This window comes from Nocardiopsis sp. TSRI0078, assembly GCF_001905145.1.
Taxonomy (GTDB): Bacteria; Actinomycetota; Actinomycetes; order Streptosporangiales; family Streptosporangiaceae; genus Nocardiopsis.
Window position 1 is genome coordinate 359,028 of record NZ_LWLB01000032.1, and the last position, 16,853, is coordinate 375,880.

Sequence of the window (16,853 nt, forward strand, 5' to 3'; positions counted from 1 at the left end):
GCGCCCGCCTTCCGGTACCGCGTCTGCCCCCGAGCGCCCCGGCGCTCGGGGGCAGAGTCCTCTCCGGCCCCCGAACCCCTAAGCTGGTCGCGTGCACCCACACCACGAAAAGCCGCCGGAGAGCCCCCCGGCCCAGCCCCCCGCGGCACCCTCCCTGGCCGAGCGGACCAGGCGCCGGGCCGAGACGCTCCACCCGGCCGTGTGGCCCGTGGGCCTGGGTGCCCTCGGCCTGACGGGGGCCGCCCTCCTCCACCTCGTGGACCCCAACGAGCCGGGCAACTACCCCACCTGCCCCTGGCTGCTGTTCACCGGCACCTTCTGCCCCGGCTGCGGCAGCATGCGCGCGGTCGCCCTGCTCACCCACGGCGAGGTCCTCGCCTCCATCAGCATGAACCCCCTGCTGTGGCTGCTGGCCCCCTACGTGGCGTGGACCTACGGGCTCTGGCTGGTCCGAACGGTCCGGCCGCCCACGAAACCGCCCAAGCTCACGCCCGGCTGGTTCCTGTGGGGCCTCCTGGTCGTCATCACCGGGCACTGGATCCTGCGCAACCTGCCCTGGTTCTCCTTCCTGGCCCCCGGAACCCCGCTGTTCCCGGGCTGGTGACCGGAACCAGAACGGACTTCGCGCAGTCTGATCCGACGAGCGCGGCCGCCCCCTCCGCGCGCTACGAAGACACCCACGTTCGGGAAGGTTTGATCACATGAGCTACGGACCCCCGCCCACCGGCGGTTACGGCCCTCCCGGCGGCTACGGAGGCCCTCCCGGATACGGTGGTCCGCCACCGGGGGAGCCGCCGAAGACCTACCTGGTGCACAACATCCTCGGCATCCTCAGCTGCCTGCCGGTCATCGGCATCATCGGCCTGGTCTTCTCCCTCCAGATCAACAGCAAGTGGCAGATGGGGGACTACGCGGGCGCCGAGTCCGCGGCGAAGACCGCCAAGACCATGGGCATGATCGGCCTGGTGCTGTTCATCCTCGGCATAGTCCTCCTCGTGCTCTACTTCGGGTTCATCATCGTCATGGTGATCGTCGCCGGGGCCTCCAGCACCACCTACACCTACTGACCGCGGACCCGGGCCCCGCTCCGCCCCGCGGACCGGGGCCCGCGTCTTCCCGCCTCCCACGGAGTGTCACGCGGGGTCGCCGACCCCGCGGCCCCGGCGGGTGGATACGATGACCAGCGACACGGTGCGACGGCGGTGTCCGGTCCCGCCGCACGACCGCCGGCCCGCCCCCGGGCGGACCGGCGCCGCGACCGGCCCACTTTCACGAGGGAGCAGTAACTGGTGAGCGTGCTCGACGAGATCCTCGACGGAGTACGCGCTGACCTGGCGCAGCGGCAGGAGGCCCTCCCCCTGGACCGCCTCAAGGCCCAGGCCGGGGCGACGCCCACCCCGCAGGACGCCGAAGCCGCCCTGCGGCGCCCCGGCGTGCACGTCATCGCCGAGGTCAAGCGGGCCAGCCCCTCCAAGGGCCCCCTCGCGACCATCACCGACCCGGCGGCCCTGGCCCGCGACTACGAGGCCGGCGGCGCCGCCCTGATCAGCGTCCTCACCGAGCAGCGCCGCTTCAACGGCAGCCTCGCCGACCTCCAGGCGGTCCACCAGGCGGTCGAGACCCCGCTGCTGCGCAAGGACTTCGTGGTCAGCTCCTACCAGCTGTGGGAGGCCCGCGCCTTCGGAGCCTCCGCCGTACTCCTCATCGTCGCGGCCCTGCCCCAGGAGGCCCTGGTGTCCCTGGTGGAGCGGGCCCGCTCACTGGGCCTGACACCGCTGGTGGAGGTCCACGACGAGGAGGAGGTCTCCCGCGCCCTGGACGCCGGGGCCACCGTCGTCGGCGTCAACGCGCGCAACCTCAAGACCCTGGAGGTGGACCGGGACACCTTCTCCCGGCTCGCCCCCCTCATCCCCTCCGACGTCGTCAAGATCGCCGAGTCCGGAGTCCGCGGCCCGCACGACCTGCTGGCCTACGCCGGCGCCGGTGCCGGCGCCGTCCTGGTCGGTGAGAGCCTCGTCCGCGGCAGGAACCCGCGCGAGGCCGTCGCCGACCTGGTGACCGCCGGGGCCCACCCCGCCCTGCGCGACCGCAACTAGGGAGACACACCGTGACGGGAACGACGCGGGCGCCGAGGGCCGCGGCGATGGTGCGCCCCGGCCTTCGACGGCGATGGCTCTAGGGAGCCCGCAGGCGTGAGCCGCGGGTTCCCGACGCCGCGTTGACCCACAGTACGAACGCGCCGCCGAAGCCGGGCGGCGCACGACCGGTCGGCGCGCGGACCCCGCGGCGCGAGGCCCGGGGAAGCCACGCGGTCGGCCCTTCCCAGGAGAACTTCCCATGAGCCACGACCAACCACTGCCCGACCCGCACGGGCACTACGGCCGCTTCGGCGGACGCTTCGCACCCGAGGCGCTCATCGCCGCCCTCGACGAGGTCGCCTCCGAGTGGGAGAAGGCCAAGCAGGACCCCGAGTACCAGGCCGAGCTCGCCGCGCTGCTCAAGGACTACACCGGACGCCCCAGCCCCCTGAGCGAGGCCCGCACCTTCTCCGAGCACTGCGGCGGCGCCCGCGTCCTGCTCAAGCGCGAGGACCTCAACCACACCGGCTCGCACAAGATCAACAACGTGCTCGGCCAGGCCCTGCTCACCAGGCGCATGGGCAAGACCCGCGTCATCGCCGAGACCGGAGCCGGACAGCACGGCGTGGCCACCGCCACCGCCTGCGCCCTGCTCGGCCTGGACTGCGTGATCTACATGGGCGAGGAGGACACCCGGCGCCAGGCGCTCAACGTCGCCCGCATGCGCATGCTCGGCGCCGAGGTCGTCCCCGTCACCATCGGCAGCCGCACCCTCAAGGACGCCATCAACGAGGCGTTCCGCGACTGGGTCGCCAACGTCGACCACACCCACTACCTGTTCGGCACCGTGGCCGGCCCGCACCCCTTCCCCAAGCTGGTGCGCGACCTGCACTTCGTCGTCGGCCAGGAGGCGCGCGAGCAGGTCCTGGAGCGCGTCGGCAGGCTCCCCGACGCGGTCGCCGCGTGCGTGGGCGGCGGCTCCAACGCCATGGCCGTCTTCGCGGCCTTCATCCCCGACGAGGATGTGGCCCTGTACGGCTTCGAGGCCGGGGGAGAGGGCGCGCGGACCACCCGCACCGCCGCCTCCATCACCGCGGGCAGCCCCGGGGTCTTCCACGGCGCGCGCACCTTCGTGCTCCAGGACGAGTACGGGCAGACCCTGCCCAGCCACTCCATCTCCGCCGGACTCGACTACCCGGCGGTGGGGCCCGAGCACGCCTACCTCGCCGACACCGGCCGCGCCTCCTACGAGCCGGTCACCGACGCCGAGGCCATGGAGGCCTTCCGGCTGCTGTGCCGCACCGAGGGCATCATCCCGGCGATCGAGAGCGCGCACGCCCTGGCCGGCGCCCGCAAGCTCGGCGAGCGCCTCGGCCCGGACGCCGTCATCCTGGTGAACCTCTCCGGGCGCGGCGACAAGGACGTTGACACCGCGGCCGCCTACTTCGGCCTCGTGGACCCGGAGGGACAGGCGTGATGACCGCTACCGCACTGCAGAACAGGCTGGCCGAGGCCCGCGAGGCCGGACGGGCCGCGCTGATCGGCTACCTGCCCGCCGGCTTTCCCGACGTGGACTCCTCGATCAGGGTCGTCGAGGCCATGGTGGAGGGGGGCTGCGACGTCGTCGAGGTCGGCCTCCCCTACTCCGACCCCATGATGGACGGCCCCACCATCCAGCGCGCGGCGGACCGGGCCCTGGAGTCCGGGACCACCACCGACGACGTGTTCCGCGTGGTCGAGGCCACCGCCGCCACGGGCGCCGCCGCCGTGGTCATGTCCTACTGGAACCCGATCGAGCGCTACGGCGTGGAGCGCTTCGCCACCGCCCTGGCCAAGGCGGGCGGGGCCGGAGTGATCACCCCCGACCTCATCCCCGAGGAGGCCGAGGAGTGGGTGGCCGCCTCCACCGCCTCGGGCCTGGACCGGGTGTTCCTGGTCGCGCCCTCCTCCACCGACCGGCGGCTGGCCCTGACCACCCGGGCCTGCAGCGGCTTCGTGTACGCGGCCTCGCTGATGGGGGTGACCGGCACCCGCACCCAGGTCGCCGACACCGCCGCCGAGCTGGTGCGGCGCACCCGGGAGGCCACCCGCGACTCCGGCCTGCCGGTCTGCGTGGGGCTGGGCATCTCCACGGGCGCCCAGGCCGCCGAGGTGGCCGCCTACGCCGACGGGGTGATCGTCGGAGCCGGGTTCTGCCAGCGGATCCTGGACGCACCGGACCTGGAGACAGGCCTCACGGCGGTCCGCTCCTTCGCCCAGGAACTGGCGGCGGGCGTGCGCTCGGGCCGCGGCTGAGCACCGGGGCGCCCCGGCGCCCCCCCACACAGGCGGGAGGCCGTCCCCACCGGGGCGGCCTCCCGCCTCTTTCGCGTGAGCCCCGCCACCCGGGCCGCTCCCGCCGCCCCGCGCCGGGCAAGGGAACGGTTAAGGCGGTGAGAATCGGGTGAGAGCCCGCCCGTGAGGCCCCGGAACACTCCCGCGGCCAGGTATCCATGAAGGCGGCGGTGGCGCCCGCCGCCCGAGAGCGGTGACCGCTGCGCCCGAGTTTCCGGACACAGCGTCACGCACTCACCACAGCCAGTAGGATCTGACGCGACACGAAGAGCAATGAGGCGCACACCCGGAGCGATAGTCCGCCCCCGATCTCCCCGAAGGCCCCAGTGATGGACACACCCGACCAGACCCCCGACCCCGGCTCCGCACGCGGATCGCGTTGGGACGCCGTCCAACCCTGGCTCACCCTCGCCTGCCGGCTCGGACTGGCCGCCGTCCTGTTCTACGCCGCCGTCTCCAAGTTCCCCCCGGCCCTGTCGGTCCAGGCGGTGGAGGCCTACGACCTCTTCCCCGTCGAGGTCGCCCGGCTCATCGGCTACACCCTCCCCCTGTTCGAGATCGCCCTGGCCGTCCTGCTCCTGGTCGGACTCGCCACCCGCTACGCCGGCGCCGTCAGCGCACTGCTCATGGTCGTCTTCATCGCCGGGGTCGTCTCGGCCATGGCACGGGGCCTGAACATCGACTGCGGCTGCTTCGGCGGCGGTGGACAGGTCGAACCGGGGGAGACCAAGTACGGACTCTCCATCGCCCGCGACATCGCCTTCGCGGCCCTGGGCGGCTTCATCGCGCTCTGGCCGCGTTCGCCCTTCGCCATCGACCGCGCCCTCGGCCTGTTCCGGTGAGCCCCCGGAACGGGCCCGGCCGACCGTATCCAGCAGCAGAAACAGAGGAGAGCATGGGGAGTGAAGCGCGCAGGCGCTCCCGCGAGAGGATCAGGGAACAGAGGGAGAAGGAGAAGCGGGCGGCCAAACGCAACAGAACCCTGCTCGTCGTGGGCGCCGCCGCGGTGGTGGTCCTGCTCATCGTCGGCGTCGGCTACCTCGTGCTCAACGCCGACCGCAGGAGCTCCGGTTTCGAGGGCGCCCTGCCGCCCCGGACCCTGCAGGAGGACGGCAGCGTCGTCATGGCCCAGGAGGGGGCCGAGGCCCCCGTCGTCGAGGTCTACGCCGACTACCAGTGCCCCGCATGCCGCCAGTTCGAGCTGCTCAACGGCGACGTCCTCAAGGAGAACGCCGCCGAGGGCCAGGCCATCGTCCACTACCGGCCGGTGAGCATCTTCGCCCAGCGGCCGCAGCCCATCAGCAGCAACTCGCTGCGCGCCGGGGCCGCCGCCCGCGCCGCCGCCGACCACGACCGCTTCGTCCAGTACAACGACGCCCTCTTCGAGAACCAGCCCACCGAGGGCGAGGAGGGCTTCACCGTCGACCAGCTCAAGGACTGGTTCGCCGACACAGGGCCCACCGAGCAGCAGCAGGAGCAGTTCGACCAGCGCGTGGAGGAGGAGGCCGCCGTGGTCTCCAGGTTCACCGGGGAGTTCCTTCCCGCCCTGACCCAGGACGCCCAGGAGCAGATCGGCCAGGAGACCCTGGGCACCATGGTCCTGTCCGACCTGCTCGCCTGGGGCGACGGGCACGGCCACGACTCCTCGTTCCTGGACGGGACGTACACGGGCCAGATCATCGAGGCCACAGGGAACGCCTACACTCGCTACAACGGAGACAACGCCTTCCGCGCAACCCCCTCCGTCTACGTCAACGGTGAGCTGCTCGACAACAACACCGCCATGACCGCTCGGGGCCTCGACGAGGCGATCGACTCAGCCGGTCCCGGCGAGGTCGACACCCAGCCCATGGGAGACGGGGGTGGCGCGGAGTAGCCACCCCTGAAGACACCCCCGCACGCGGGGCGAATCCGAGAGCAGACCAGTGACATTGTCGTCGACAGCTTCCGAGGGCGCGGTCGAGTCCGGCCGTGCCCTCGCGGCCATCCCCAGCCCGCAGGTCAACTCCATCCCCATCGGACCGCTGGAGATCCACTTCTACGCCCTGTGCATCCTCGCCGGCGTCATCGTCGCCGTGCTGTGGAGCGAGCGCAGGTGGGCCGCCATGGGCGGTGAGAAGGGCACCATCATGGACATGGCCGTGTGGGCCGTGATCCTGGGCCTGGTCGGCGGCCGTCTCTACCACGTCATCAGCGACGCGCAGCTGTACTTCGCCGAGGGGCGCGAACCCATCCGCGCCCTGTACGTGTGGGAGGGCGGCCTCGGCATCTGGGGCGCCGTCCCCATGGGCGCCCTGGGCGTGTGGCTGGTGGCGCGCAAGCGCGGCCTGTCCATGTCCAAGCTCTCCTTCGCCATCGCCCCCACCCTCCCCCTGGCCCAGGCCATCGGCCGCTGGGGCAACTACTTCAACCAGGAACTGTTCGGCCGGCCCACCGACCTGCCCTGGGCCGTGGAGATCTCCCCCTACCCCGAGGGCCACCTGCGCCCCGGTATGGAACTCGGTGTCGGCACCTACCACCCCACCTTCCTCTACGAGTCCCTGTGGTGCCTGCTCCTGGCGGTGCTGCTGGCCTGGGCCGGCCGCCGCTACGAGCACTCCCTCCAGGGCGGCCGCCTGTTCGCCCTCTACGTCATGGGCTACTGCATCGGCCGGTTCTGGATCGAGTACCTGCGCGTGGACCCGGCCAACGACTTCCTGGGCATGCGCCTGAACAACTGGACCTCCATCCTGGTCCTCCTCGCCGCCCTGGCCTACTTCGTGTGGGCGGGCCGCCGCCTGGACTCCTTCTCCAGCGCCGTCGTCCCCCACGGACACGACGCCGGAACCCAGGTGTTCGGTCCCACATCCGACGGCGAGACCGCCGACGACAGCACCGTTTACAGCGCGCTGGACGAGGACGAGGCACAGGTCAAAGTGAAGAACGGCAGCTCGGAGGAGGCGGGGACGGAATACCATCCGAGTCCTGAGCGATCTAGTACCGAGGGCTCGACCGAGCGGGGCACCGAAGAGGGAACCGATCCCGGGGCGAAGCCCGAGTAGACGCAGGAAAGCCACGTGGACCGGCCATGTCCGGGCACGGATCTGGGCGCCTCCTGTACCTTTCGAGCAGACCACGGGTTGACGATTGAGAAGAACCGTGACCAGAGCTGAGTCCGGGTACGGCCGCATGGGCCGCCGTGGCGGTACCCGCCGCGCCGAGCGCGCCTACACCGAGGACCACGCCGACGACTACGGCCAGGACGACCACCAGGACGGGTACGACCCCGAGGAGGACTTCTCCGCGGAGTACGGCCACACCCGCCCCGTCGGCACCGGCGACCCGGGCGGCGCCGACGACGCCTCCGACGCGGAGCAGGAGGCCGAGGGCTCCGGCCGCTCCCCGCGCCGCGGCGGCCGCGGCAACCGCGGCTCCGGCGCCTCCCGCCGCAGGGCCTCGGGCGTCAGGCGCGCCGGGGTGGACAAGGTCTCGGCCTTCTCCGCCTCCGCCATCAAGAAGGTGTCGGTCCTGGGCGACCGGCCCAACCAGATCGTGTACACCCTCGCCGAGCAGAGCAGGCGCAAGCGCGGCACCGCCGTGCTGGGCGTGCTGCTCGGAGCGTTCAGCCTCGCCCTGGTGACCCTGCTGGGCCTGCTGTCCTACCAGCTCTTCCTCGCGCCCGGCGGCACCACCGCGGGCGGTGACGAGTCGGTCGTGGCACCGCCGGAGGGGCACAGCACCCTGACTCCGGAGATGTACCTGTCCGAGCCCAACCGCGAGGACGTGTTCGGCCCCATCAACGAGCGTCCCGAGGGCGTCGAGCCGATGACCGAGGACACCGTCTTCGGCGGGGTCGAGGAGATCGGGCTCGACGACATGAAGCTGGATCTGCGCGAGGGCTCGGTCACCGACTCCTGCACCTCCCTGGTGTGGGGCGAGGAGCTGGGCCAGAGCCTCGTCGACGGCAACTGCATCCGGGCGGCCTCGGGCGTGTACACCGACGCCGACGAGAAGTACGTCGCGCAGTTCACCCTGTTCGACCTGGCCAGCGCCGAGGAGGCCGCCGAGGTCGAGAGCCAGCTGGACCCGACCAACCCCGAGAGCGGGGCCGGGTTCCTGCTGACCCAGACCAACGACGAGATCCCCGGTCTGCAGGACGGCTACAGTCAGGCCAACTCCCAGGTCATGGGCCACTACCTGGCCGTGTTCTGGGTGGCCGAGACCGACGGGTCCAAGCCCGGGGACGACACCGACATGGCGACCCTGAGCGTGGCCTCCATGAACGCGGCGCGCCACGTCTACGAGGAGGTCGTCGCGGTGAACCAGGCCGCGGAGTAGCCTGTCCCGCGCTGTCGGACACCCCGATAGGATCTCGGACAGATCGGCCCGCCCGCAGGGCCGCACCAGGCACGGCGAGAGGCCGTCCTGCCGAACTCGACCGGTCCGGCCCACGCGCGTGGGCCGGACCGCATCCTAGGAAAGGTCCACTGGGTGTCCCCTTCTGAACCGTCGGCGTCCGGACCCGCGGGGCGTCGGAGGAAGAGCAGTGAGTCCGACGACGTGCCCGCGGAGCGGTCCTCCCGCGCGGGCGGGCGCCGCCGGTCGGGCGGCCGCAGGAAGAAGGAGTCCAAGCGCTTCGGCCCCCTGATCGGGATCCTGGCCGGGGCGCTCGTCGTGGCTCTGGTCGCCCTCGGCGTGGTGCTGTACGTACAGCTCGGCGGTGACGAGGGCACCGGACAGGCCGCCCCGCAGACCCGCCCGGTCATGTACCGGGTGATCGACAGCGGCGGTATGAACGAGGTCCTGGCCACCCGCGAAAAAGACAGCCGGCCCCTCAACGAGGGCGAGCTGTTCGAGAACAACAACGCCGAGATCTCCAGCCAGAGCATCGAGTTCGCGCTGCGCGACTCGGACCTGTCCGAGGACTGCGCCGCCGCCGTGTGGGGTGAGCCGGTCCGGTCCGCGCTGGCCGAGGCCGACTGCACCCAGGCCGGGCGCGCCACCTACGTCTCCGACGCCTACTTCGGCGTCACGGCCGTGTTCAACCTGGCCGACGTCGAGGGCAGCCGCGCCGTCGCCGCGGCCATGGCCGAGCCCGAGACGCAGGAGGGCGGGCAGGCCCAGGCGGGCGGTCCCGACCCCGGCTTCGTGCTCGCCCCCTCGGGCGAGGACCCCTTCGGCCGCCTGGGCCAGGGCTACAGCGCCAGCGACGCCATCGTCAGCGGCCACTACCTGGTCCTGGTGTGGGTCCAGCCCACCGACTCGGAGTCGGTGGACGAGCGGGTCAGCCTCTCCGGCCCGCTCGTGGCGCTGGCGAACTTCCGCGACCCGCTCTACCGGCGGATGGTGCAGCTGGAGGACTCCGGCACCGGGTCCGAGCAGGAGACCGAGGGCACCACCGGAGGCACCACGGGGGAGGGCCTCCAGGGAGGCGGCACCGACGGAACGGGCACCACCGGCACGGAGGGCACCGGAACGGGCACCGGCGGGACCGGTACCACGGGCACCGGCTGACCCGCGCTCCTCCAGCGGGGCCCGGGGGAGTGCTCCCCGGGGCCCCGCCGTGTCACCTCCGCGCCGTCACCGGTACCCGCCGCCGTCCTACACCGGGGCCTGCGCCCGCGCGAGGAGGTCGGCGGCCACCTCCCGCAGCTCACCGAAACGGTGCTCGGGCAAGTCCAGCAGGGTGTGCCCGCACACCCAGTGCGGGGCCGCGGACACCGCGTGGCGGGCGGTGCGCTTGTTGACGGGGTTCTCCCGCCACGCCGTGACCTCCACCAGCCCGGTCCGCAGGGTCGTCGTGAGCCTGCCGTGCGCCCGCTCCTGCACGTGGACCAGCAGCCGGTCCACCGCCGAGTCCGACTCCGGACGCCGGGTCAGCCGCACCGCGGTCAGGTCGTTCGCGCCGAACCCGCGCAGGAACCGCACACGGAAACGCGGCTCCACCAGGGCGCGCAGCCTCCGCTGGCCCGCCTCGTCGCGCACGCACTCCGCCGACGAGGGCACCAGCGCGTACACCGTGCCCCCGGCGGCCGCCAGGGCGGCACGCGCCGCCAGCCGCTCCCACCCGCCGGTGAGATTGACCACCGAGCACCCGTCGCCGCCGGTGGGCGCCTCCATCCACGTGGACAGGCGCACCCGCCCCGACTCCGCCACCCGCCGCGGCCACTCGCCCACCAGAGTCGGCTCCCGGTCCTCACCGGACCCGCCGACCTCCTCGGCCACCCGGTCGAGCACGGCACGGGCCCGGTCCGCGTCCAGACCGCCCCGGGCCTCCTTGGCGTTGGCCCCCTGGCTGTACACGCGCGCGTTCTCCCCCGAGGACCCGGGCAGGGCACGCGACAGGGGCCGCAGCACGTACAGATCCGAGGCGGCGCCGATGGACTCGGCCCCGTGGTAGCGGTTGAAGTCCGGCCACACCGCCTCCACCAGCAGGTCCATCCGCACCAGTCGGGCCTGGGTGGCCGCGGCCAGCCTCGGGGTGGTCTCACTGGCGCCGTAGGCCACCAGCACCCGCCCCCGGCGCGGGTCGGCCATCCCCTCCACACCGCGCCGCACGAACAGCTCCACCCCGTCGGGGGTGTAGGGCGGATCGGTGAACACCACGTCCGCGCAGCCGCGCAGGGTGGGCGGCAGGCCCAGGCGCAGGTCCGCGTGGTGGGTGCGCACCGGCAGCCCCAGGGAGGCGCTCAGGGCGTCGATGTGGGCCAGCACGCGCTCGTCGAGGTCCACCACCTCCGCCCGGGCCCCCGGCAGGACCAGGGCCAGCGCGACCGAGGTCAGGTCGTGGTCGCCCACGCACAGCAGGGTGCGGTCGTGCAGGTCGAAACGGGTGGACAGCAGCAGCGCGCGGCGCAGCGCCGTCTCGGCGGTCGCGGACACGTGGTCCAGGTCCAGGTCGGAGGCGGGGCCCACGTCCGTGGCGCGCACCAGCTCGGCCAGGGCCCGGCTGTACCGGGGGACCAGGTGCGCCACCGGATCGGCCGGCTCCTCGGCGGCCGCGCCGACGTAGTCCTCGGAGCGGACCAGGCGCACCCGGCCCCGCCCGCCCCCGGCCTCGGCGGTCAGCTCGCCGGCCTCCACCAGGGCCTCCACCAGCGCGGACACGAGCGCGTACGCCACACCGCTCTCCCGCACCAGGTCGTTCGCGCCCCACCAGCGGCCGTCCGAGAGCAGGGCCAGCACACGGCGCAGCCGGGGCGCGTCCACGCCATGGTCGCGCAGCAGCCTGAACGCGGGCTCGGGAAGGGGCGGGGCGCTCTCGCCCGGGATGGTCGGATGCATACGTCGATCGTCCCACGCACGGCGGGGTACCCGCGGACGGACGGCACGCGGGTCGCGGGGCCCGCGTGCGGTGAGGCGCAGATCACGGGTGAGGGGCAGATCACGCGGCGGCGAACCCCCGCCCCCCTTGGGGCCAGGGTTAACACCGGGGTAATGTGGGGGAGCGGCGCGTCGAGCCCGCATGCCCAACGTGACCTACCCGACCCCGCAGTCGGTGCTTTGAACACCTTGGGAGGTTTAGCGGGGTTCCCTCGTGGAAAAACCGGCTAGGCCAGCCCTCACGGAGACACACCGCGAGGGACCGTGCCCGCACCCGTGGGGGCGGACGCGAGCGGCGACCAACGGCGCACCGCGGCGCCACATGGTCTAGACCTGCGATTACCATCGCGGCTGGACCGGCATGTATAAGGGAACCTGCCCGTCACAGGTACCCCACCCGCCACCAGCGGCCACGAGGACGTGACCGCGCCACGGAGGCGGGCCGACCACAGCACACCCGACGGGAACCGCCGCCACACGCGGCACCACAACTTCATCCGCACGCAGCAGGGCCAACGTCGTCCCGGATGCGCTTTTCACGAAGCCGACGAAAGACGACAGGAGGGTAGATGCCTGCTGGCCAGGTGCGGCGTTCGTCCGTCCGAACGAACGCGGAAACCACTTCCCAGGGCCTGTACGACCCCGCCTTCGAGCACGACGCCTGCGGTGTGGGCTTCGTAGCCGACCTCACTGGACGTCGCAGCCACGACACCGTCGAGAAGGCGCTCACCGTACTCCGCAATCTCGACCACCGCGGCGCCTCCGGTGCCGACGCCGACGACGGCGACGGCGCGGGCATCCTCACCCAGGTCCCGCACGAGCTCTACGCCGAGGTCTGCGACTTCCCGCTCCCCGAGGCGGGTGCCTACGCCACCGGCATCGGCTTCCTGCCCGCCGACGCCGCCGAGCGCGCCGCCGCCATCGAGGGCATCAACGCCATCGTCGCCGACGAGGGCCTGACCCTGCTCGGCTGGCGCGACCTGCCCTTCGAACCCCGCTACAGCGGTCCCGCCGCCCGCCAGGCCATGCCCTACTTCGGGCAGCTGTTCATCACCGGCACCCCCGGCACCGCCACCGAGGGCCTGACCGGCATCGCCCTGGAGCGCTACGCCTACTGCGTGCGCAAGCGCGCCGAGCACGAGACCGACGTCTACTTCCCGAGCCTGTCCCCGCGCACCATCGCCTACAAGGGCATGCTCACCACCCCGCAGCTGGAGCCCTTCTTCCCCGACCTGTCCGACCGGCGCTACACCTCCGGCCTGGCCCTGGTCCACTCCCGCTTCTCCACCAACACGTTCCCGTCCTGGCCGCTCGCCCACCCGTTCCGCTACGTGGCGCACAACGGCGAGATCAACACGGTCAAGGGCAACCGGAACATGATGCGGGCGCGCGAGGCCAAGCTCGCCACCGACCTCATCCCCGGCAGCCTCGACCGGATCTTCCCGATCGTCGACCCCGACGACTCCGACACCGCCTCCTTCGACGACGCCCTGGAGCTGCTGCACCTGGGCGGACGCTCGCTGCCGCACGCGGTGCTCATGATGATCCCCGAGCCCTGGGAGAACCACACCGAGATGGACCCGGCCGTCCGGGCCTTCTACGAGTACCACTCCACCCTCATGGAGCCCTGGGACGGACCCGCCTCGGTGTCCTTCACCGACGGCACCGTCGTCGGCGCGGTCCTGGACCGCAACGGCCTGCGCCCCGGCCGCTACTGGGTCACCGAGGACGGCTTCGTCGTCCTGGCCAGCGAGGCCGGCGTCCTGGACATCGAACCCGCCGACGTCGTGCGCAAGGGCCGCCTGCAGCCCGGCCGCATCTTCGTCGTCGACACCGCCCAGGGCCGCATCATCGAGGACGAGGAGATCAAGGCCGAACTCGCCGCCGAACACCCCTACCAGGAGTGGATCGACTCCGGTGTCCTGCGCCTGGCCGACCTGCCCGCGAGCGAGCCCGCCCCGGTCGCCGAACTCAACCTCGCCCAGCAGGTCTTCGGCTACACCGAGGAAGAGCTGCGCGTCATCCTCACACCGATGGCCCGCACCGGCGCCGAACCCATCGGCTCCATGGGCACCGACACCCCGGTGGCCGCGCTCTCCGAGCGCTCCCGCCAGCTCTTCGACTACTTCTCGCAGAACTTCGCCCAGGTCACCAACCCGCCCCTGGACGCCATCCGCGAGGAGATGGTCACCAGCCTGGCCACCCTCCTGGGCGCCGAGCACAACATCCTGGACGCCGCACCCGGCGACACCCAGCGCCTCGTCCTGCCCACCCCGGTCGTCGACCAGGCCGAACTGGCCGCCATCGTCGCCGCGGGCCGGGACAACCCGGCCCTGAAGACCTTCACCGTCGACGGCACCTACCCCGTCGACGGCGGCGGCGACGCCCTGTCCGCCCGCCTGGAGCAGATCAACGGCGAGGTCTCGGCCGCCATCGCCGACGGCGCCCACATCCTCGTGCTCAGCGACCGACGCGCCGACGCGCACCGCGCACCGATCCCCTCGCTGCTGCTCACCGGATCGGTCCACCACCACCTCGTCCGCGAGAAGACCCGCACCGAGGTCGGCCTCCTCGTCGAGGCCGCCGACGTGCGCGAATGCCACCACGTCGCCCTGCTCGTCGGCTACGGCGCCTCCGCCGTCAACCCGTACCTGGCGCTGGCCACCGTCCGCGACCTGGTCGAGCGGGGCACCATCGGCGGCATCGACGCCGACCAGGCCGTCCGCAACACCGTCAAGGCCTTCGGCAAGGGCGTCCTGAAGGTCATGTCCAAGATCGGCGTGTCCACGGTCAGCTCCTACACCGGCGCCCAGATCTTCGAGGCCCTCGGCCTGGGCCAGGAGGTCATCGACCGCTGCTTCACCGGCACCACCTCCCGCCTGGGCGGCGTCGGCTTCGACGTCCTCGCCGAGGAGGTCGCCATCCGCCACCGCCGCGCCCACACCGCCAACCCGAACGCCCACCGGCGCCTGCAGGTCGGCGGCGAGTACCAGTGGCGCCGCGAGGGCGAACCGCACCTGTTCAACCCCGAGACCGTCTTCAAGCTCCAGCACTCCACCCGTACCCGCAAGTACGAGATCTTCAAGGAGTACACCTCCAAGGTCGACGACCAGGCCGAGAAGCTCATGACCCTGCGCGGACTCTTCCGCCTCAAGGAGGGCGTGCGCGAACCCGTGCCCGTCGAGGAGGTCGAGCCCGTCTCGGAGATCGTCAAGCGCTTCTCCACCGGAGCCATGTCCTACGGCTCCATCTCCGCCGAGGCCCACCAGACCCTCGCCATCGCGATGAACCGCCTCGGCGGCAAGTCCAACACCGGCGAGGGCGGCGAGGACCCCGACCGCTTCACCCCCGACGCCAACGGGGACCTGCGGCGCAGCGCCATCAAGCAGGTCGCCTCCGGCCGCTTCGGCGTCACCTCGCACTACCTCAGCAACGCCGACGACATCCAGATCAAGATGGCCCAGGGCGCCAAGCCCGGCGAGGGCGGCCAGCTGCCCGGCCACAAGGTCTACCCGTGGGTCGCCCAGACCCGCCACTCCACCCCCGGCGTCGGGCTCATCTCCCCGCCGCCGCACCACGACATCTACTCCATCGAGGACCTCGCCCAGCTCATCCACGACCTCAAGAACGCGAACCCCTCCGCGCGGGTCCACGTCAAACTGGTCTCGGAGGCGGGCGTGGGCACCGTCGCCGCCGGCGTGTCCAAGGCCCACGCCGACGTCGTCCTCATCTCCGGCCACGACGGAGGCACCGGCGCCTCGCCGCTGACCTCCCTCAAGCACGCGGGCACACCCTGGGAGCTCGGCCTCGCCGAGACCCAGCAGACCCTGCTGCTCAACGGCCTGCGCGACCGCATCGTCGTCCAGGCCGACGGCCAGATGAAGACCGGCCGCGACGTCGTCGTCGCCGCCCTGCTCGGCGCCGAGGAGTACGGTTTCGCCACCGCACCCCTCATCGTCTCCGGCTGCGTCATGATGCGCGTGTGCCACCTCGACACCTGCCCCGTCGGCGTCGCCACCCAGAACCCCGCCCTGCGCGAGAGGTTCTCCGGCCAGGCCGACCACGTGGTGAACTTCTTCGAGTTCATCGCCCAGGAGGTCCGCGAGTACCTCGCCCAGCTCGGCTTCCGCAGCCTGGACGAGGCCATCGGCGCCGTCGACCTGCTCGACACCACCGAGGCCCTCACCCACTGGAAGGCACAGGGCCTGGACCTGTCGCCGATCCTGCACGAGGTCGAGCCCTGGGCGGGCGACCACCGCGTCCAGCGGCGCAACCAGGACCACGGTCTGGGCAAGGCCCTGGACAACACCCTCATCCAGCTCAGCGAGGGCGCCCTGGACTTCGGCCAGCCCGTCAGGCTCGAACTGCCCGTACGCAACGTCAACCGCACCGTCGGCACCATGCTCGGACACGAGGTCACCAAGCGCTACGGCGCCGACGGACTGCCCGACGACACCATCGACATCTCCTTCACCGGATCCGCCGGCCAGTCCTTCGGCGCGTTCGTCCCCAGGGGCATCACCCTGCGCCTGTCCGGCGACGCCAACGACTACGTCGGCAAGGGCCTCTCCGGCGGACGCGTCATCGTGCGCCCCGACGCCGGCTCCCGGCTGGTCGCGGAGGACCACATCATCGCCGGAAACGTCATCGGCTACGGCGCCACCTCCGGAGAGATCTTCCTGCGGGGAGTCGTCGGCGAACGCTTCTGCGTCCGCAACTCCGGAGCCCTCGCCGTCGTCGAGGGCATCGGCGACCACGGCTGCGAGTACATGACCGGCGGCCGCGCCGTCATCCTCGGCCGCACCGGCCGCAACTTCGCGGCCGGCATGTCCGGAGGCACCGCCTACGTCCTGGACCTGGACACCGAACGCGTCAACACCGAGATGGTCGAGGTCGAGGCGCTCACCGACGAGGACCGCGCCTTCCTCACCGACGTCCTCACCCGCCACCACGCCGAGACCGGATCGGCCGTCGCCGAACGCCTCCTGGCCGCGGGCGACGCGGGACTCGACCGGATCGCCAAGGTCATGCCGCGCGACTACAAGCGCGTCCTGCTCGCCCAGGCCGAGGCCGAACGCGAGGGCCGCGACGTCAACGAGGCCGTCATGGCCTCCGCGCAGTCCTGAGCGTCAGCGCACA

12 protein-coding genes are annotated in these 16,853 nt (G+C 72.2%); 11 read left to right on the forward strand and 1 reads right to left on the reverse strand.

All coding sequences use genetic code 11. The annotated features are described in order from the left end of the window. The first annotated feature begins 91 nt into the window (after positions 1–91). The 10 genes from A6A08_RS18695 to A6A08_RS18740 all read left to right on the forward strand — a co-directional run bounded on the left by A6A08_RS18695 (position 92) and on the right by A6A08_RS18740 (position 9,905). Positions 92–604 (forward strand): DUF2752 domain-containing protein, encoded by a 513-nt coding sequence (locus A6A08_RS18695; protein ID WP_083609180.1) that lies wholly within the window; start codon positions 92–94, stop codon positions 602–604. Positions 605–701: 97 nt separating this feature from the next. Beyond that, complete coding sequence (locus A6A08_RS18700) at positions 702–1,067, forward strand: CD225/dispanin family protein (protein ID WP_073703897.1); 366 nt, start codon at positions 702–704, stop codon at positions 1,065–1,067. Between the two features lie 222 nt (positions 1,068–1,289). After that, the gene (gene trpC, locus A6A08_RS18705) at positions 1,290–2,096 is read left to right on the forward strand and encodes an indole-3-glycerol phosphate synthase TrpC (protein ID WP_073703898.1); all 807 of its coding nucleotides are present in this window, start codon (positions 1,290–1,292) and stop codon (positions 2,094–2,096) included. Positions 2,097–2,337: 241 nt separating this feature from the next. Beyond that, the gene (gene trpB, locus A6A08_RS18710) at positions 2,338–3,555 is read left to right on the forward strand and encodes a tryptophan synthase subunit beta (RefSeq protein ID WP_073703899.1); all 1,218 of its coding nucleotides are present in this window, start codon (positions 2,338–2,340) and stop codon (positions 3,553–3,555) included. Continuing rightward, positions 3,555–4,373: a tryptophan synthase subunit alpha gene (gene trpA, locus A6A08_RS18715; RefSeq protein WP_073703900.1), complete on the forward strand. Its 819-nt coding sequence runs from the start codon at positions 3,555–3,557 to the stop codon at positions 4,371–4,373. The genes trpB and trpA overlap by 1 nt, the downstream gene beginning before the upstream one ends. Positions 4,374–4,741: 368 nt before the next feature. Continuing rightward, the gene (locus A6A08_RS18720) at positions 4,742–5,254 is read left to right on the forward strand and encodes a MauE/DoxX family redox-associated membrane protein (protein ID WP_073703901.1); all 513 of its coding nucleotides are present in this window, start codon (positions 4,742–4,744) and stop codon (positions 5,252–5,254) included. A 53-nt stretch (positions 5,255–5,307) separates the two neighbouring features. Then, positions 5,308–6,288, forward strand: coding sequence for a DsbA family protein (locus tag A6A08_RS18725; protein ID WP_073703902.1), 981 nt, complete (start codon positions 5,308–5,310; stop codon positions 6,286–6,288). 55 nt (positions 6,289–6,343) lie between these two features. After that, positions 6,344–7,453 carry a prolipoprotein diacylglyceryl transferase gene (gene lgt, locus A6A08_RS18730; protein ID WP_073703903.1) on the forward strand — a complete coding sequence of 370 codons (1,110 nt, stop codon included), beginning with the start codon at positions 6,344–6,346 and terminating at the stop codon, positions 7,451–7,453. 97 nt (positions 7,454–7,550) lie between these two features. Continuing rightward, the gene (locus A6A08_RS18735) at positions 7,551–8,729 is read left to right on the forward strand and encodes a hypothetical protein (protein WP_073703904.1); all 1,179 of its coding nucleotides are present in this window, start codon (positions 7,551–7,553) and stop codon (positions 8,727–8,729) included. Positions 8,730–8,882: 153 nt separating this feature from the next. Next, positions 8,883–9,905, forward strand: coding sequence for a hypothetical protein (locus A6A08_RS18740; protein ID WP_242422715.1), 1,023 nt, complete (start codon positions 8,883–8,885; stop codon positions 9,903–9,905). Between the two features lie 87 nt (positions 9,906–9,992). On the opposite strand, the gene A6A08_RS18745 is transcribed toward A6A08_RS18740, so the two are convergent. Further along, positions 9,993–11,675 carry a bis-aminopropyl spermidine synthase family protein gene (locus A6A08_RS18745; protein WP_073703905.1) on the reverse strand — a complete coding sequence of 561 codons (1,683 nt, stop codon included), beginning with the start codon at positions 11,673–11,675 and terminating at the stop codon, positions 9,993–9,995. A gap of 608 nt (positions 11,676–12,283) precedes the next feature. Between A6A08_RS18745 and gltB the strand changes: the two genes are divergently transcribed. Continuing rightward, on the forward strand, positions 12,284–16,840 hold the full coding sequence (gltB, locus tag A6A08_RS18750; RefSeq protein ID WP_073703906.1) for a glutamate synthase large subunit: 4,557 nt from the start codon (positions 12,284–12,286) through the stop codon (positions 16,838–16,840). Positions 16,841–16,853: the final 13 nt, after the last annotated feature.

Excerpts from the sequence above, each read along its gene's own strand:
- A6A08_RS18745 (WP_073703905.1), bottom strand. The coding sequence starts at position 11,675 with ATGCATCCGACCATCCCGGGCGAGAGCGCCCCGCCCCTTCCCGAGCCC.
- A6A08_RS18700 (WP_073703897.1), top strand. The coding sequence starts at position 702 with ATGAGCTACGGACCCCCGCCCACCGGCGGTTACGGCCCTCCCGGCGGC.
- trpB (WP_073703899.1), top strand. The coding sequence starts at position 2,338 with ATGAGCCACGACCAACCACTGCCCGACCCGCACGGGCACTACGGCCGC.
- A6A08_RS18720 (WP_073703901.1), top strand. The coding sequence starts at position 4,742 with ATGGACACACCCGACCAGACCCCCGACCCCGGCTCCGCACGCGGATCG.
- gltB (WP_073703906.1), top strand. The coding sequence starts at position 12,284 with ATGCCTGCTGGCCAGGTGCGGCGTTCGTCCGTCCGAACGAACGCGGAA.
- trpA (WP_073703900.1), top strand. The coding sequence starts at position 3,555 with ATGACCGCTACCGCACTGCAGAACAGGCTGGCCGAGGCCCGCGAGGCC.
- A6A08_RS18725 (WP_073703902.1), top strand. The coding sequence starts at position 5,308 with ATGGGGAGTGAAGCGCGCAGGCGCTCCCGCGAGAGGATCAGGGAACAG.